This window comes from Erythrobacter aurantius (assembly GCF_023823125.1).
In the GTDB taxonomy this organism is placed as follows: domain Bacteria; phylum Pseudomonadota; class Alphaproteobacteria; order Sphingomonadales; family Sphingomonadaceae; genus Erythrobacter; species Erythrobacter aurantius.
This window is the reverse complement of sequence record NZ_CP090949.1, coordinates 614,026-631,730: the sequence shown is the minus strand read 5'-3', so window position 1 is coordinate 631,730 and position 17,705 is coordinate 614,026. Positions and strand designations below refer to the sequence as shown.

General features: G+C 62.9%; 14 protein-coding genes. 5 read left to right on the top strand and 9 right to left on the bottom strand.

The genetic code is table 11. The features are described from left to right. Positions 1 to 24: 24 nt before the first annotated feature. The 5 genes from L1K66_RS03165 to L1K66_RS03145 all read right to left on the bottom strand — a co-directional run bounded on the left by L1K66_RS03165 (position 25) and on the right by L1K66_RS03145 (position 4,099). Positions 25 to 612, bottom strand: coding sequence for a carboxymuconolactone decarboxylase family protein (locus tag L1K66_RS03165; RefSeq protein ID WP_252259581.1), 588 nt, complete (start codon positions 610 to 612; stop codon positions 25 to 27). Then, positions 612 to 1,793, bottom strand: a complete 1,182-nt coding sequence (locus L1K66_RS03160; RefSeq protein WP_252259580.1) for an acetyl-CoA C-acyltransferase — start codon at positions 1,791 to 1,793, stop codon at positions 612 to 614. The genes L1K66_RS03165 and L1K66_RS03160 overlap by 1 nt, the downstream gene beginning before the upstream one ends. A gap of 104 nt (positions 1,794 to 1,897) precedes the next feature. Further along, complete coding sequence (locus L1K66_RS03155; RefSeq protein ID WP_252259579.1) at positions 1,898 to 2,347, bottom strand: MaoC family dehydratase; 450 nt, start codon at positions 2,345 to 2,347, stop codon at positions 1,898 to 1,900. A 100-nt stretch (positions 2,348 to 2,447) separates the two neighbouring features. Next, positions 2,448 to 3,866 (bottom strand): putative O-glycosylation ligase, exosortase A system-associated, encoded by a 1,419-nt coding sequence (locus L1K66_RS03150; protein WP_252259578.1) that lies wholly within the window; start codon positions 3,864 to 3,866, stop codon positions 2,448 to 2,450. Further along, positions 3,866 to 4,099, bottom strand: coding sequence for a hypothetical protein (locus L1K66_RS03145; RefSeq protein WP_252259577.1), 234 nt, complete (start codon positions 4,097 to 4,099; stop codon positions 3,866 to 3,868). The genes L1K66_RS03150 and L1K66_RS03145 overlap by 1 nt, the downstream gene beginning before the upstream one ends. A gap of 67 nt (positions 4,100 to 4,166) precedes the next feature. Between L1K66_RS03145 and L1K66_RS03140 the strand changes: the two genes are divergently transcribed. From L1K66_RS03140 to L1K66_RS03120, 5 genes are all read left to right on the top strand, one after another. Further along, entirely contained in the window at positions 4,167 to 5,432 is a 1,266-nt protein-coding gene (locus L1K66_RS03140; RefSeq protein ID WP_252259576.1) for a TIGR04063 family PEP-CTERM/XrtA system glycosyltransferase, read from the top strand. Between the two features lie 148 nt (positions 5,433 to 5,580). Then, positions 5,581 to 6,681 (top strand): hypothetical protein, encoded by a 1,101-nt coding sequence (locus tag L1K66_RS03135; RefSeq protein WP_252259575.1) that lies wholly within the window; start codon positions 5,581 to 5,583, stop codon positions 6,679 to 6,681. A 262-nt stretch (positions 6,682 to 6,943) separates the two neighbouring features. Beyond that, positions 6,944 to 11,584: a glutamate synthase large subunit gene (gene gltB, locus L1K66_RS03130; protein ID WP_252259574.1), complete on the top strand. Its 4,641-nt coding sequence runs from the start codon at positions 6,944 to 6,946 to the stop codon at positions 11,582 to 11,584. A 24-nt stretch (positions 11,585 to 11,608) separates the two neighbouring features. Then, complete coding sequence (locus L1K66_RS03125) at positions 11,609 to 13,045, top strand: glutamate synthase subunit beta (RefSeq protein WP_252259573.1); 1,437 nt, start codon at positions 11,609 to 11,611, stop codon at positions 13,043 to 13,045. 224 nt (positions 13,046 to 13,269) lie between these two features. After that, positions 13,270 to 14,634, top strand: a complete 1,365-nt coding sequence (locus tag L1K66_RS03120) for a carbohydrate porin (RefSeq protein ID WP_252259572.1) — start codon at positions 13,270 to 13,272, stop codon at positions 14,632 to 14,634. A gap of 26 nt (positions 14,635 to 14,660) precedes the next feature. Here L1K66_RS03120 and L1K66_RS03115 read toward each other — a convergent pair whose 3' ends face one another. Genes L1K66_RS03115 through L1K66_RS03100 form a run of 4 tightly spaced genes read right to left on the bottom strand, consistent with a single transcriptional unit; the run spans position 14,661 to position 17,703 of the window. Beyond that, a complete protein-coding gene (locus tag L1K66_RS03115; RefSeq protein WP_034956274.1) occupies positions 14,661 to 15,092 on the bottom strand; it encodes a response regulator in 432 nt (143 codons plus the stop codon). Continuing rightward, positions 15,092 to 17,053 (bottom strand): sensor histidine kinase, encoded by a 1,962-nt coding sequence (locus tag L1K66_RS03110; protein ID WP_252259571.1) that lies wholly within the window; start codon positions 17,051 to 17,053, stop codon positions 15,092 to 15,094. Before L1K66_RS03110 ends, L1K66_RS03115 begins: the two co-directional genes overlap by 1 nt. Before the next feature lie 5 nt (positions 17,054 to 17,058). Beyond that, complete coding sequence (locus L1K66_RS03105; protein ID WP_252259570.1) at positions 17,059 to 17,430, bottom strand: LuxR C-terminal-related transcriptional regulator; 372 nt, start codon at positions 17,428 to 17,430, stop codon at positions 17,059 to 17,061. After that, the gene (locus L1K66_RS03100; protein ID WP_252259569.1) at positions 17,431 to 17,703 is read right to left on the bottom strand and encodes a response regulator; all 273 of its coding nucleotides are present in this window, start codon (positions 17,701 to 17,703) and stop codon (positions 17,431 to 17,433) included. Between the last annotated feature and the right edge of the window lie 2 nt (positions 17,704 to 17,705).

The window sequence follows — 17,705 nt, the reverse complement described above, 5'->3', positions numbered from 1 at the left end:
GCCTGTCCGCACCAGCGCAAGGTGTCAGTTTGTCAGGTCAAGATCAGGGTCTGGCTCGTCGCCGTCCTCAAGCTGGATGCCAAAGCTGTTCAGCATCATCGAAACCTGTGTGTACTGTCCGACGGTAAAGACCAGATCCATCCGGCCTTTGTCGCCCAGATCTGCAAGCGCATCCCAACTCGCCTGGCTGACGAACTGATCGGCATGTAACTCGTCTGCGGCGCGCAGCATGGCGGCTTCCAGTGGGCTCCAGCCTTCGGCATCGGGACCGGTCTTGATCCGGACGATATCCTCATCGGAAAGGCCACAGAGTTTTCCGATCCGCCTGTGCTGGGCAAATTCGTAGCCGGATCCGCAATTCCAGCCCGTGCGCAGGATCACCATCTCCCGCTCGCGCGCGGGCAGGGCATTGCGGCGCGACAGGATGTAATCGCCCCACCCCAGAAAGGCGCGCAGGGCCTTGGGCGCATGGACCAGCGTGCGGAAGATGTTGAGCACCTTGCCGCCGCCGACCAGATTGTCCGGTTTGGTGAAAGGCGCGAGCGCCTCCGCCTGCGTCTCGTCGAGCCGGTCGAGGTCAACCGGCTCGATCCGAGGACGCTTGAGGCGCATCAAAACACCTCGAACAGGCCCGCTGCGCCCATGCCGCCGCCGACGCACATGGTGACGACGACGTATTTCGCACCGCGGCGCTTGCCTTCGATCAGGGCGTGGCCGGTACAGCGTGCACCGGTCATGCCATAGGGGTGGCCGATCGAGATCGAGCCGCCATTGACGTTGAGGATGTCGTTGTCGATGCCCAGCTTGTCACGGCAATAGAGCACCTGCACCGCAAAGGCTTCGTTCAGCTCCCACAGGCCGATGTCGTCCATCTTGAGCCCGGTCTGCTTGAGCAGCTTGGGGATGGCGAAGACCGGGCCGATGCCCATTTCGTCAGGCTCGGTACCGGCAACGGCCATGCCGACATAGCGGCCGAGCGGCTGAAGGCCTTTCTGTTCGGCAACCTTGGCTTCCATCAGCACGCTGGCCGACGAACCGTCCGAAAGCTGCGAGGCGTTGCCCGCCGTGATGCACATGCCCGGACCCATCACCGGCTGAAGCGCCTGCAAGCCTTCGAGCGTGGTCGAAGGACGGTTGCCTTCGTCCTTGGTGATGGTGGTTTCGACTTCGGAAACTTCGCCGGTTTCCTTGTCCTTGACCATCATCGTGGTGGTAACAGGCACGATTTCGTCGTCGAACTTGCCCGCTGCCTGAGCTGCGGCAGTGCGCATCTGCGACTGGTAAGCGTATTCGTCCTGCGCTTCGCGGCTGACGTTGTAACGCTTGGCCACAGTCTCGGCCGTGCCGAGCATCGGCATGTACACGTCTTTGTGCATCGCGATCAGCGAGCGGTCGGGCGCGACGCGCATTTCCGGAGTTTGGACGAGGCTGATCGAATCCTGGCCGCCGCCGACTACGATATCCATGTTGTCGACGATGATCTGCTTGGCAGCGGTGGCAATTGCCATCAGGCCGGACGAGCACTGGCGATCGATGGTCTGTGCAGCCACGCTGACCGGCGCACCGCCGCGCAATGCGACCTGACGTGCGATATTGCCCGACTGCGTGCCCTGCGTGAGCACGGCGCCCCACACCACGTCGTCGATTTCAGCCGGGTCGATCCCGGCGCGCTCGACAGCGGGCTTGAACGAGTATGAGCCAAGCGTCGCGCCCGGCGTGGCGTTGAAGCCGCCCTTGTATGCGCGACCGATCGGGGTACGGGCGGTGGAAACGATGACTGCGTCACGTGACATGGGGGTATCCTTTCTGTGGTCGAGGCCCCGCCAAAGCGGGCGCCTCTCAAATATGGGTTTTCAAGCAGCTGCAGCCCCCGCAAGCGCGGAGGCCCGCACCCGGATCAGACGAAAAACTGCGTGATCCACTCGCACATCAGCGCGGGCTTGTCCTCGCCTTCGATCTCGATCGTGATCTCGGCGGTCTGCTGCCACTGGCCGGGGCGCTTTTCGATCATTTCGACCAGCTTCCAGTGGCCGCGAATGCGCTTGCCCACGCGAACCGGCGCGATGAAACGGGTTTTGTTGCCGCCATAGTTCACGCCCATCTTCACATTGTCGATCTTGGGCATATCGCTGTTCGCGGACAGATAGGGGATCATCGACAGGGTCATGAAGCCATGCACGATGGTGCCGCCGAACGGGGTCAGCTTGGCCTTTTCCTGATCGATGTGAATGAACTGATGGTCACCGGTCGCATCTGCGAACATGTTGACCTTGTCCTGAGTCATTTCGACCCATTCACTGGTGCCGATATTCTCGCCGACCTTGGCGGCCAATTCCTGCGGACTCATGGGGCTCTCCTGTCCTTGTGCGCCCTCCATTTCCCGGTGGGAGAACGCTTCGTTGCGGGCGCTTCATGGCCCAAGCGGACGGGGAGTGCAATGCGCCAGACTATGCCGTTACGGCACCGCGGCCCGGCGCTTCGCCCGCTTCGGCGCGCGCACGCTCGCGGCGGCGCTTTTCGCTCGGAGAAAGCCGCCTTTCCTCATCCAGCGCGGCTTTGACCGAATCGAGCCGCCGGACATAGGTATCGAGCCCGATCTGAAGCCCGACGATCATCAGGAAAGCGGGCTGATAGGCGATGCCCTGGAACAGCGCGCCGACGAAATAGATCAGGCTCGCCATCTGCAACGCGCTCGCCATGGGCGCGATCCAGCTTTCGGTCTCTTCAGTGACACCGCGCCATCGGCGATAGATCTTCTCCATCTGCCAGACACCAAGCAGGTGGATTGAAAGCCAGATGATGAGGCCCGGATAGCCCTGTTCTCCCAGCACCTCGAACACCGAGGAATGGAAGGCGCGGGCTTCGTCGGTCACTTCCTGATACTGGATGGTGACGGTGTTGTCGGTCTCTTCCTTGACCGGCATGACATAGGTGAAGCTGTTGGCGCGGTAGGAATCGAATCCGCCGCCCAGTGGATTGCGATTGGCGTAGTCGATCGTCCATTCCCAAACCGCCACACGGGTTGAGGCGCTCTGGTCGCCACCAGGTTCCGCGATGGTTGCCATCCGGTCGTAATAGCTTTGTGGCAGGAACGGCAGCGCGATCACCACCATGGCCCCGGCCGCTGCAACGAAGATCAGCCGCTTTTCGGTAAAGCGCAGCAACAGCACCCCCAGCGCGGCAATGCACAGCAGGCCGGTGCGCGCTTCGGTGCCGATCGGGATCAGCAGGCTGGCAAAGATCAAGGCGATACCAAAGACGCTCACCGTCCAGTGCGGCCGGAAGATCGTGCCATGCTTCATGAACCACACGATCATCGGGATCAGGCCGATGGCGATGGTGGCCAGAGTGGAGCTTTCGTAGATGCCGCTGTTGTCGTTCACGAAGAACTTGAGGCTGCCATAGCCGCCTCCGCCCAGCACCGTCTTGAGACCGGTGGAAACGACGATGGTAGCGACCGAAAGGATCACGGTCAGGCCCAGCGCTTCGATCCGGGCGCGGGTGGTTATGGTCAGCGGCAGGAAGATCGCGAACAGCAGGGCCTTCCACACCCAGTCCCACTTCGTCCCCGCCGGTTCGGGAAAGGCCGATCCTTGCAAAGTGTACCAGCACCACCCCATGAAAATCAGGAGCAGGAACTGCCGCAGCGAGAACCGCGCGCCTTCCTTGCGATCGAGCAGCAACCATCCGCCGAATGCGGCGCCAAACGCGATGAGGGACACCGGCAGGCTGGTGATCAGCGAATACCCGATCCGCTGAGGCGCGAGAATGTCGATGTAGACATACAGCAGCACCCACAGGAAAGGGCGACGCAGACCCAGCAGCAGGACGAAAGCGATGAAGGACAGGAAAACGAGGTCAAGCATCAGGTGATCTCATCCTGATCCTGCGGACCATCCGCCGAATTATCATGGCCTTGCGATTGCCCTCGACGGGACGCATTTCGCCCAGCGACGCTTGCAGCATCGCGCCGTGCGCGCAGCGCATCGACAAAACTCTGGATGTGCGGATCGACATCCAGCTCTTCGCGCATCACCAGCCGCAACAGCGCGATGGCGAGCAGCCCGTGGCCCAGCGCGAGAGAGAAATAGTCGATCATGTCACATGCGCCATTACCCCAATGCGGTTGACGGCCCGTTAAGCACAATCGGGTTATTGCGCATCGCATGACCCGCGTTCTTCACGTCCTCGATCATTCGCTGCCGCTCCACAGCGGCTACACCTTCCGCACCCGCGCCATCCTGAAAGCGCAGGAAGCACTGGGGCTGGAGGTGCGCGGCATCACCTCGCAACGGCACAATCTCGAAGCCGAATGGGAATGCGATGTCGAAGAAATCGACGGCCTGACCTTCCATCGCACCGCGGGGACACCCGAAGGCCCCATGCTGGTAAGCGAATTCAAGGAAATGGCGGAGGTGTCCGCGTCAATTCAGGCCTTGGCGAAGGAATGGCGGCCCGACATCATTCATGCCCACTCGCCCGCGCTCAATGGCGGCGGCGCCCTGCGCGCGGCACGAAGCCTCGGAATTCCGCTGGTCTATGAAATTCGCGCTTTCTGGGAAGACGCCGCGGTCGGGAACCGGACGGGGACCGAAGGATCGGCCAAGTATCGCCTGACCCGCGCACTCGAAACACGGTTCGCGAGCAGCGCCGATGCCGTCTTCACGATCTGCGAAGGTCTGCGCGACGATCTTGTCTCGCGCGGGATACCAGGGGGCAAGATCGGCGTGATGCCCAATGGCGTCGACCTGACCCTGTTCGGTGAACCGGTTGCTCGCGATGCGGCGCTTGGCGATGCCTTGGGCCTTGAACCGGGAGCGCCGGTCATCGGCTACATCGGCAGTTTCTACGATTACGAAGGCATCGACGATCTGATCGCGGCGATGCCAATCCTGCGCCAGACCCACCCCGAAGCGCGGCTGCTCATTGTCGGGGCCGGGCCGATGGATGCAAGCTGGCGCGCAGCGGCCGCCAGCCTTCCCGAACCCGATGCCGTGATCTTTACCGGGCGGGTGCCGCATCATGAAGTCGAACGCTATTATTCGCTAGTAGATATACTGGCATACCCGCGAAAGGCTTCGCGCCTGACCGATCTGGTGACGCCGTTGAAACCGCTGGAGGCGATGGCGCAGCGGCGGCTTGTGGCGGCATCGAATGTGGGCGGTCATCGTGAACTGATAACCCGCTCAGAAACAGGCTTTTTGTTTGATCCGGACGATCCCGCCGCCTGCGCCGCAACGCTTGCCGAAATGCTTGACGCACGCGATCAATGGGAAGCGATCCGCAATCGCGGGGTCGAACATGTCCGCCATCGCCACGACTGGCACAATAACGCGCGGCGTTATCTCGACGTTTACCATCTCTTGCTAGCCAAGGTTAATCGCGGGAGCGCCTTTGAGGCGAAAGCGCGGAAACAGGGATTACGGGCATAGGGGTCGCACAAGAAGTCCCTTCGTCCGGCAGCAGGCAAAGGGTAAAATGCGGCTTCGACAGAACCTTGAGAAAGAGCCCGAACGGCGCGTGCGGTCGCGCAGCAAGGGTGCTGCGAGTTCGATCCGGAATCACAAGATCTTTGTCCCCATGCTCACAGCTTGGGGGGCGACGCTGCTGGGACTTTGCGTGCTCGTCCTGCCTGATGTGCTGATTGCGCGCATGGCGGTTCTGGCTGGGCTCGTTTCGCTGGGGATGCTGGCCAAATTCATCTTTGCCGCCGTCGGGGCGGTGCTGGGCGGCGGACTTGCCTTTGTTCTGGCCGCTGCCTTGCGGGATGGCGCACGCGCACAGATCGAATCGGCGCCTGTCGTCTCCGCAGTCAAGAGCCGGCGCATCCATCCGATCAATCCGGCAACCGATCTCGGCAGCGAAAGCCTCGATGCCCCGATCGAGGAAATGCCTTACACGCTGGAAGGCGAGGAAGAGGAGCCCGAAGCGGAGCCGGTTCAACCCGCCGCAAAGCGCCAGCCCACGCTGGGCGAACTTTCCGCACGCGGTTACGAGATCGAGGAGCCGCGCGACCTATCTGAGGCCGATGGCCCTGAGCCCAGCTTCACCCGCAGTCATTTCAAGAGTGCGTTGATCGAATCCTGCGAAGGCGCAAGTTGCGAGGCCGCGCCTCTCGATACGCCCGATCCTGCGCCCGAAAAGGTCCAGCCGGTGAGCATCAAATCCGTCACACCCGGAGTGAACGCGCCTCAACCGCTCGGCCGTCCCGGCTCGAATGGTGCATGGAGCCTCACCCAGTTCACGCCGCCTTCGAGCAAGGCCAAGCCGGCCGCGCCCGAAAGGCCGCGCGAGCTTGATCTGGCCGAATTTGCCGAGCTTCCCGGCCGCAACGCGGTCTGGGTCGAAGAGACGGCTGCTGCCCCCAAGCCGCGCGCTGTGCCTGCCAGCGCGCTTGAAAAGCTGCGCCAGACACCGCCGGAAGAACTCAGCCTGGTCGAAATGGTCGAGCGTTTTGCCCGTGCCTTGCACGAACACCAGCAGAAAGAGCAATCGCGCCTGCCACGCAGCGGCCCGGCCCGCGATGCCGCTCTCGCTGAAGCGTTGAAGGCGCTTACGCTGTTTACCGAGCGCGGTTTCGATCATCGCGGAGAAAACAGCGAGGCAAGCGATCTTAGCCAGACCGAGCGCGAACTGCGCGCCGCCCTAGTCAAGTTGCAAACGTTGCGCGGTGCCGCCTGAATTTCGGGCGGATGTTGCCTGTTTCGCAATTCCGGAAGGGCTGAATCGCTCGTGAAGCAATCAAAATAAAGCCCAGCTACTGCATGGCGAAACAATAATTCGTTCTTCGCGGTTGCAATATGCCTGATCCGTCTGCAATAGGGGGCGCGAACAGATGCGCGGCCCTGCTCCATGCAGGGTGCGCTCGACATTTGCGCCTTTGCGAGGTGAGCCCGATGGCCGCTTCACCCCGCATCGGCATCTGACAGGACGGAACTTTGCCATGGGATATCCCAATTCCCAGGGTCTTTACGACCCCGCCAACGAACATGACGCCTGCGGTGTGGGCATGGTCGCGCACATCAAGGGCGTGCGCAGCCATTCGATCATCGAGCAATCGCTAGAGATTCTCGGAAAGCTCGATCATCGCGGTGCCGTTGGCGCCGATCCCCTGCTGGGCGATGGCGCAGGCCTGTTGATGCAGATTCCCGACGCGCTGATCAGGCGCTGGGCGGACGAAAACGGCCACGATCTCCCGCAGCCGGGCGAATATGCCGTCGCCATGTGCTTCATGCCGCAGGACGACGAAGCCCGCGATTTCGTGGCGGAACAGTTCGAGAAGTTCACTGCCAAGGAAGGCCAGCGTTTCATCGGCTGGCGCAACGTGCCGACCACGCTCGAGGGCCTCGGCGATGCGGTGATCGCCTCCATGCCGGTGATCCAGATGGGCATCGTTGCCCGCGGGCCGAACTGCGCTGATCAGGACGCGTTCGAGCGCAAGCTGCTGGCGATCCGCAAGCAGTCGCTCAACCCGCTGGCCAAGCTCGCGGAAAAGCACGGCCTGCCGAGCCTGACCGACACTTACATGCCCAGCGTTTCCAGCCGCACCATCGTCTACAAGGGGCTGCTGCTGGCAACGCAGGTCAAGAGTTTCTACGACGACCTGCGCGATCCCGAATGCGTCTCCGCCTTCGGCCTTGTGCACCAGCGGTTTTCCACCAACACCTTCCCCAGCTGGCGGCTGGCGCACCCGTTCCGCTTCATCGCCCACAATGGCGAAATCAACACGGTGCGCGGCAATGTGAACTGGATGAACGCGCGCCGCCGCACGATGGAAAGCGACCTGCTCGGCCCCGATCTCGACAAGATGTGGCCGATCATCCCGCACGGCCAATCCGACACCGCCTGCCTCGACAACGCGCTCGAACTGCTGCTGGCGGGCGGATACAGCCTTGCCCACGCGATGATGATGCTGATCCCCGAAGCGTGGGAAAGCAATGATCTGATGGATCCCAAGCGGCGCGCATTCTACGAATACCACGCCGCGCTGATGGAGCCATGGGACGGCCCGGCGGCGGTGTGCTTCACCGACGGCCGCCAGATCGGCGCGACGCTTGACCGCAACGGCCTGCGTCCCGCGCGTTTCTGCGTGACCAAGGACGACATCGTCTGCCTCGCTTCGGAAAGCGGCGTTCTGCCCTTTGCCGAAGAGGACATCGTGCGCAAATGGCGCCTCCAGCCGGGCAAGATGCTGCTGATCGACCTTGAGGAAGGCCGGATCATCGAGGATGAGGAGCTGAAGGCCGAACTCGCCAATTCCGAGCCCTTCGACAAGTGGCTCGAACAGGCGCAGTACAAGCTTTCCGACATCAGCGAGATCGAGCCGGAACTGTCCCACGTTCCTGAACATTCGACGACACTGCTGCAACGGCAGCAGGCTTTCGGATACACGCAGGAAGACATCAGCCGTTTCCTTGAACCGATGGCGACCAATGGCGACGATCCGGTCGGCTCGATGGGCACCGACACGCCGATTGCGGTGCTGTCGAACCGCGCGCGGCTGCTCTACGATTACTTCAAGCAGAACTTCGCACAGGTCACCAACCCGCCGATCGATCCGATCCGCGAAGAACTGGTGATGAGCCTGCTTTCGATGATCGGCCCGCGCCCCAATCTGCTGGGTCACGAGGCCGGGACGCACAAGCGGCTCGAAGTCGAACAGCCGATCCTCACCAATGAGGACCTGGCGAAGATCCGCTCGGTCGAGGCGGGGCTCGACGGTGCGTTCCGTTGCTCCACCATCGACATCACCTGGGATGCCAGTGCGGGCGTCGAAGGGATCGAACTGGCGCTGAAAGAGATGTGCTGGGCCGCGACCGAGGCTGTGCTGCAGGACCAGAACATCCTCGTCCTCTCAGACCGCGCCCAGAGCGAAGACCGCGTGCCCATGCCCGCATTGCTGGCGACGGCTGCGGTGCACCACCATCTGGTGCGGCAGGGCCTGCGGATGCAGACCGGGCTGGTCGTCGAAACCGGCGAAGCGCGCGAGGTGCACCATTTCTGCGTGCTTGCGGGTTACGGCGCGGAGGCGATCAACCCCTATGTCGCGTTCGAGACGCTGGAGGACATCCGCGTCCGCAAGCATTCGGATCTGACCGCCAAGGAGGTGCAGAAGAACTACATCAAGGCGATCGGCAAGGGCATCCGCAAGGTCATGTCCAAGATGGGCATTTCGACCTACCAGTCCTATTGCGGCGCGCAGATTTTCGACGCGGTCGGCCTTTCTACCGAATTCGTCGAGAAGTATTTCACCGGCACGGCGACCACCATCGAAGGCGTCGGACTGGAACAGGTGGCAGAGGAAAGCGTGCGTCGTCACGCTCAGGCCTATGGCGACAATCCGCTGTACAAGGGCATGCTCGATGTCGGCGGCATCTACCAATATCGCCTGCGCGGCGAGGAACACGCATGGACCCCGCAGAACGTCGCGCAATTGCAGCACGCGGTGCGCGGCAACAACCACGCGAATTACGAAGAATTCGCCAAATCGGTTAACGAGCAGTCCGAGCGCCTGCTGACGATTCGCGGGTTGATGGAGCTGAAGAAGGCCGAAACGCCGATTCCGCTGGAGGAAGTCGAACCGGCAAGCGAGATCGTGAAGCGCTTCTCCACCGGGGCGATGAGCTTTGGTTCGATCAGCCACGAAGCGCATTCGACGCTGGCCGTGGCGATGAACCGCATCGGCGGGCGCTCGAACACCGGAGAAGGCGGAGAAGAACCATTCCGGTTCAAGCCGCTCGACAATGGCGATTCGATGCGTTCGAAGATCAAGCAGGTCGCAAGCGGCCGGTTTGGCGTCACCACCGAATATCTCGTCAATTCCGACGACATCCAGATCAAGATGGCGCAGGGTGCGAAGCCCGGCGAAGGCGGTCAGCTGCCCGGTCACAAGGTCGACAAGCGCATCGGCGCAGTGCGCCATTCGACCCCGGGTGTCGGCCTGATTTCGCCGCCGCCGCACCACGACATCTATTCGATCGAAGACCTCGCGCAGCTGATCCACGATCTCAAGAATGTGAACACCGGGGCGCGCATCTCGGTGAAACTGGTGTCCGAAGTGGGCGTCGGCACCGTCGCGGCGGGCGTTTCAAAGGCGCGCGCGGATCATGTCACCATTTCCGGCTATGACGGCGGCACGGGCGCGTCGCCACTGACTTCGCTGACCCATGCGGGCTCTCCATGGGAAATCGGGCTTGCCGAAACCCAGCAGACGCTGCTGCTCAACGATCTGCGCAGCCGTATCGCGGTGCAGGTCGATGGCGGCCTTCGCACAGGGCGTGACGTTGCCATCGGCGCGCTGCTGGGTGCGGATGAATTCGGCTTTGCCACCGCACCGCTGATCGCGGCCGGCTGCATCATGATGCGCAAGTGCCATCTCAACACCTGCCCTGTGGGTGTCGCCACGCAGGACCCGGTGCTGCGCGCGCGTTTCACCGGCCAGCCCGAACATGTCGTCAACTACATGTTCTTCGTGGCCGAGGAACTGCGCCAGATCATGGCCGAAATGGGCTTCCGCAAGGTCGAGGAAATGGTGGGCCGGGTCGATCGGCTCGACATGACCCGGATGCATCGCCACTGGAAGGCTCGCGGCATCGACCTGTCGCGCCTGCTGCACATGCCCAAGCTGCGCGACGGTGCTCCGCTGCGTAACACTCAGGTGCAGGATCACGGGCTCGAAGCGGCGATGGACAATGCGCTTATCGCCGACGCGCGCGAAGCGATCACGGCCAAGACCCCGGTCGAGCTAAATTACGAGATCCGCAACGTCAATCGCACCGTGGGCGCGATGCTTTCGGGCGAAATCGCCAAGGCGCATGGCCACGAAGGGCTTCCGGCGGACACGATCCGGGTGAACCTTGCCGGCGTTGCCGGGCAGAGCTTTGGCGCTTGGCTGGCACATGGGGTGACGCTCGATCTGGTCGGCGATGCCAATGACTATGTCGGCAAGGGGCTGTCCGGCGGCCGCATCATCGTTCGTCCGCCCGAAGGGGTGGCGCGCGCTTCGGATGCCAATATCATCGTCGGCAACACGGTGCTGTATGGCGCCATCGCGGGTGAAGCCTATTTCTGCGGGGTTGCCGGGGAACGCTTTGCCGTGCGCAATTCCGGCGCGATTGCCGTGGTCGAAGGCGCGGGCGATCACGCCTGCGAATACATGACCGGCGGCGTCGTGGTTGTACTGGGCAAGACCGGGCGCAACTTTGCCGCAGGGATGAGCGGCGGGGTCGCCTATGTCTATGATCCCGATGGCGAATTCACCAATCTCGTCAATGACGCCCAGGTCGATCTGGTGCCGGTTTCCGCCGAGATTGACGCGGAGGAAGGCGCAGGCCGCCCGCAGCAGCGCACTCGCTCGGTCAATGACATGGGCATGGGTGACATGCTGCGCCACGACGCCGAGCGTCTGCGCATCCTTGTCGAACGGCACCAGCTGCACACCGGCAGCGCCGTGGCTGGCGCAATGCTGGCGGATTGGGACGCGACCCTTGGCAAATTCGTCAAGGTGATGCCGCGCGATTACAAGCGGGCGCTCGAAGCGCTTCAGGCGGAACGCCTCGAAGCCGCCAGCGTGGCCGCGGAATAAGACTTCAGGAACGAGACGAACGACATGGGCAAGGACACCGGATTTCTCGAGCTGGATCGGCGCGAACGCGACTATCTCGATCCGAAGGAACGGCTGAACAATTACCGGGAATTCGTCATCCAGCCGGATGACGCGACGCTTTCGTCGCAGGCTTCGCGCTGCATGGATTGCGGCATTCCCTACTGCCACAACGGCTGCCCGGTGAACAATCTGATCCCTGACTGGAACCATCTGGTTTACGAGCAGGACTGGAAGAACGCGCTCGACCTGCTGCACAGCACGAACAACTTCCCCGAATTCACGGGCCGCATCTGCCCCGCCCCGTGCGAGGCGAGCTGCACGCTCAACATCATCGACCAGCCGGTGACGATCAAGAGCATCGAATGCGCGATCATCGATCGCGGATGGAACGAAGGCTGGGTCACGCCGCAAGTGCCCGAAAAGAAGACCGGCAAATCGGTCGCCGTGGTCGGCTCCGGCCCGGCAGGGCTCGCTTGCGCGCAACAACTGGCGCGCGCTGGGCACAGCGTCACCGTGTTCGAAAAGTCCGATCGGGTCGGCGGGCTGCTGCGTTACGGCATCCCCGACTTCAAGATGGAAAAGCACCTGATCAACCGCCGCTGTGTCCAGATGGAAGCCGAAGGCGTCGAATTCCGCACCAGCAAGGAAGTGGGCGTCGACATCTCGTTCAAGAGCCTGCAGGAAAACTTTGATGCGGTGGTGCTGGCAGGCGGCGCGGAAGACGCGCGGCCGCTCGCTATCCCCGGTGCGGAAATGCCGGGTGTGCGCCTTGCGATGGAATTCCTGACCCAGCAGAACAAGCGTGTGGCGGGCGATGCCGAGGAACGCGCCGCCCCGCGCGGCACGCTGAAGGCGACTGGCAAGCACGTCGTGGTGATCGGCGGGGGGGACACCGGATCGGACTGCGTCGGCACCTCCAACCGTCAGGGTGCGGCCAGCGTCACCCAGCTCGAAATCATGCCCAAGCCCCCGGAAAAGGAAGACAAGGCGCTGACCTGGCCCGACTGGCCGCTGAAGCTGCGCACGTCCTCCAGCCACCAGGAGGGCGTCGAGCGCGACTGGGCCGTGCTGACCAAGCGCGTGATCGGTGACGGCGAAACCGTGACCGGGCTCGAATGCGCCCGGGTCGAATGGGTCGATGGCCAGATGCGCGAAATCGTAGGCAGCGAATTCACGATCAAGGCGGACCTGATCCTGCTGGCGATGGGTTTTGTCGGGCCGAAAAAGGCCGGACTGCTCGAACAGGCCGGGGTGGAACTGACCACGCGCGGCAATGTCGATGCCGACACCGACAGTTATACCACCAGCGTCGAGAATGTCTTTGCCTGCGGCGACATGCGGCGCGGGCAGAGCCTCGTCGTGTGGGCAATCCGCGAAGGGCGCCAATGCGCGCGCTCCGTGGACGAGGCGCTGATGGGTGTGACAGAATTGCCGCGCTGATCACCCGAAACTTCTGAAACGGTTAACAAAACCCTGCAAAATGGGTGAACTTGTCGTTCCAATACAATAGCTTCCAAGCGATCTTGATAGATCGCTCCGCCCGCGTTTGCTCCCCTCGGCTTGACTTGTCAGAGTCCGGGTGGTCGAACGGGCGCGAGGAACGTTGGACGATAGTCGTGAAAAGCCGGCAGAAGCTTCATGACGGGAACAGGGATTAGAGGGTCGTGTCATCATTTAAGTTCCGCTGCGCAGCAAGCGCGCTGATCATCGCATTTGCAGCTCCGGCCATGGCAGAAAACGCCGCCGGGACGGAAATTACTCCGGAAACATTCGAACTCGCAGCCGCGCAGAACGACACCATCATCATCGCCGATCAGCGGGTTGTGCGGCAGGTCGAGACGCTGGGCGCGCTTACCACCGTCAACACACCGGCGCTGGCATTGGCACAATCCTCCGCACCGGCGGCAGCCCCGCCGGCACGCCCGGCGCCAAAGCCGCTCGACGTGCGGGTGGTCGCTTCGCAATTCGTGGATGTCCCCGTAAGCGGCGATGCGCGCAGTCTGGCGCGATATTCGGGCCGGATCGATGGCTATATCGAAGTCAATTCGAGCGTCTACGGCGGCCCGTCCAATCTCACGATCAAGCTGCGCCCGGAATACACATGGGGCCAGGACAGCAATGGCCAGGTCGGGCTGATCCCCGGCAACACCGCGCTGTTCCGTCCGGAAAATTCGGGCGATTTCGACCTGTCCGCCAGCCTGCTGTGGAAATGGAATTCGGGCGCGACGCTGGAAGTGGGCAAGATGAACCTGCTCGACACATCGGGCGCTCTGCCGATCGTGGCGAGCGATGGGCATTTCGGGTTCCAGAACCTCGGCATTGCCCTGCCTCCCACAGCGGTTGTGCCAAACACGCTGACCGGCGCGATGCTGACCGTGCCCAAGGGCAAGATGATCTACCGCGCATGGGTGTTCGACCCGGACAGCCAGTATCAGCGCACGGGATTTGAGACCGCGTTCGAAAGCGGGGTCGCCTTCATGGCAGCGGCCGCCCGCCGCGTCAGCATCGACAACAAGCCGGGGATCGTGAACCTCGCCATCGTCGGTTCGACCCGTGACAGCTTCGCGCAGGACATCCTGCCGCGTGCGCTCACCCCGCCGCCGCAGCCGTTCGGCACGTTCGGCAATGAAAGCGGCGAGCTGGCGATGCAGCTTTCCTATTACCAGTTCGTGAAGCTCTATCCCGAAGCCCGCGGCAAGGGCTGGGGCATCCTCGCACGCTTTCAGGCGTCGATGGGGGATCCCACCTTCCTCGATTATTCGGGCTATTTCGGGATTTCAGGCAATCCGCGCTTCCGTCCGCAAGACCGCTTTGGCCTCGCCTATTTCCAGTATTCGCTGACCGACGAACTGGTCGACGACATCGCCTTCCGCCTCGGGATCGAGGACGAGACGGGCGTTGAGGCGTTCTACACCCACCAGATCTTCGACAGCGTCGGGCTGACGGCGAATGTGCAGGTGGTCGATAGCGCGGTGGCCTTTCGCGATACCGGCGTCACCGTGGGCGCGCGCCTGACGACGGTGTTCTGAACCGTATCCGGCGCTTGCGCGGGGACTTACCCGTGCAGGCGCTGATACAGCAGCCGCGTTTCCAGCAGGTTCGATATTCTCAAGCCCACTTCGATCACGTCGAAGGGCTTTGAAACGAAATCCTTTGCCCCCAGAGCCAGCGCCTTGCGCCGCGCCTGAATCGTGGTGTCCGCCGTCAGCACCAGCACCGGGCGGAACTCGTCGGGCTTGTCATGCCGCCCGAACGCTTCGAGCAGCTGGAACCCGTCGATTTCGGGCATCATCAGGTCAAGCAGCACGATATCTGGCTGAAGGTCGATATAGGCAGCCAGCGCCTCTGTCGGATCGGTCAGGCAGTGCACATCGGTGTAGCCTTCGCGCTGAAGCACGCTGCGCAACAGCATGACGTTGGCTTCCTCGTCGTCTATGGCGAGGATGCGGCACGCCAGAACTTCGCTGCTGCTGACCAGTCGTTTCATCACTTGGCCCCTTGGACTGCTGCGGATTGATCATCGGAAGCGGCGGCATCGGGGAGCCGGAAACAGAAGCGCGATCCGTTCTCCATAGCTTCGTACCAGATCGTGCCGCCCATCGATTCAACCAGACTCTTGGACAGGGCAAGGCCAAGGCCGGTCCCTTCGATCTTGCCGCGTTTCTGCTGGCCGAGCCGGTCGAACGCGGTAAACAGGCGCGGGATATGCGTCTCCTCCATGCCAGGCCCGTCATCCTCGACCGCGATTTCCACCCCTTGATCGGTGTTGCGCGCAACCAGCCGGACATAGGTGCCCTCGCGATTGTACTTGGCGGCATTGCCGATCAGGTTGAGCGTCACCTGTGTCACCCGCCGCCGGTCGGCCCGCACGCTGATGGGTGAGGAGGGGTCTTGCAGCTCAAAATCCAGCCCCGCACTCGCCACGATCGGCGCGGCAAGACGGTGGACTTCCTCCAGCAATTCCGAAATCTCGAAAGTGTCGATCTGGAGGTCGGCCCCGCCCGCCTCGATGCTGGAAATGTCGAGCAGATCGTTGATCAGGGCGAGAAGGTGGCGACCCGATTTGGTGATCTGTCCGATCGCCTCGCGATGTTCCTCGGAAAAGTCATCCTCGTCGATCTCAAGCAATTGGCCAAAGCCGAGGATGGCGTTGAGCGGAGTGCGCAATTCGTGGCTGGTGCGCGACAGGAATTCGCTTTTTGCGCGGTTGGCGGCTTCGGCTTCCTCACGCGCGAGGCGCAGGGCTTCCTCGCTGCGGCGACGTTCGGTCATGTCGCGGGTGACCTTGGCAAACCCGCGCAGCTGGCCCGCCTCATCGCGCAGGGCGGTGATGACAACGTTGGCCCAGAAGCGCGACCCGTCCTTGCGCACGCGCCAGCCCTCGTCCTCGGCAGCACCCTCGGCGCGCGCCCGTTCAAGCATGGCGCTCGGCAGATAGTCGTGGGTTTCTTCGGGATAGAACTTGCTGAAATGCTGGCCGAGAATCTCTTCGGTCTGCCACCCCTTGATCCGTTCCGCGCCGAGGTTCCAGCTGGTCACCACACCGCCGGTGTCGAGCGTGAAGATGCCGTAATCGCGCACGCGTTCGATGATCAGGCGGAAGCGTTCCTCGCTTGCGCGCAAGTCGTCCTCGCGCGCGCGAAGCAGGGCGCTGGCCCCGACGAGCCGCTGTGTCAGGCGACCGATTTCGTCGGCTTCCTCAGGTTGTTCGACCAGCCGCTCGCCACGGGCAAGCCGTTCGGCGTCACCTTCAAGCTTGTTCACGCGCCGCACGATCCCGGTGGAGAACAGATACACGCCGGCAAGGCTGCCGAGCAGGCCGACGATGGCGCTGATCGTGGTGAGCGCAAGGAAGCCCGAACGCACCTCTTCCACGAGTAGGCGGCGTTCGTCGAGCACCACGGCTTCGCGGCGCTGCACGTTTTCGATCTCGGTCCGCACGGTGTCGAGTGCGGCTTTGTTCTCGGCCAAGGCCGCTTCAAGGTCTGCCGCGCTGATCGTGGTTGACGCCTCCGCCAGTTCAACTGTCGCGCGCAAGCCATCGCGTTTCTGCGCGACGACCCGGCGCAGATCTTCGAAATGGCCGCGCACGATCTGGTCTTCGATAGCGATGTCGAGTCGTTCCATCGTCACCGGAATTTCCGCTTCGGCCTGGCGGTAATTGTCGAGAAACTGGCCTTCGCGGGTCAGCGCATAGCCGCGCACTCCGGCGGCGGCTTCGGCCAGCAGGGCGTGCACCTGATAGGTATCGCGCTGGATCGCGAAGGCGCGGCGGACATCGTCCTCAGCGCGGGATTCGGCGGTGCTGGCGAGGTAGAGCGAAACCAGCGAGCCCAGCAGGATCGCCAGCGGCAGGGCGATCACCACCAGCCCTTTGTAAGCGAGCGGGCGGTCGGTCCAGAACCGTAGCAACGGGATCGCGGGACGGTTGGAGTTGCGTCCGGTCATGCGCGTCATTGCCCTCCGGCCCCGAGTTGCACCGCCAGCACCGCCGCCTGCGTGCGGTCGGCGACACCCAGTTTTCCGATCAGCCGTTCGACATGGACCTTTACCGTCGCCGGGCTGATGTCGAGTTCGCGCGCGATCTGCTTGTTGGTCAGCCCCAAAGCAATGCGTTCGACCACTTCGAGCTCGCGCCGGGTGAGTATCTGGTCGAGCGTTTCGCGGCGCGGTGTCGGGGCGTTGCCGCGCATAGCCGCATTCAGGAGCTCAATCGGCAGCGCGGAATGGCCCGCCATCACCTGATCGATCGCGCCGCGCAGTTCTTCGAGCGCGGCTTCTTTCAGCACATAGCCCGCTGCACCCGCCGACAGAGCCTCACGCACTTAAGCGGGGGTTTCGTGGAGGGTCAGCATGATCACCCGGCTTGGCAGGCCTTGCGCGACGACCCGCCGGGTCGCCTCCAGCCCGTCGATCCCATCGCCCAGCCGCACGTCCATCAACACGATATCGGGCGCAAGCCGGGCGGCCAGTTCGATTGCCTCCTCCCCGCTCGCCGCAAGTCCGACCACGTCATAGCCGCCTTGCGACAGCACTGCGCTCAACCCCTCGCGGGCGAGCTGGTGATCATCGACGATCAGGATGCGTGGAGAAGTCATGC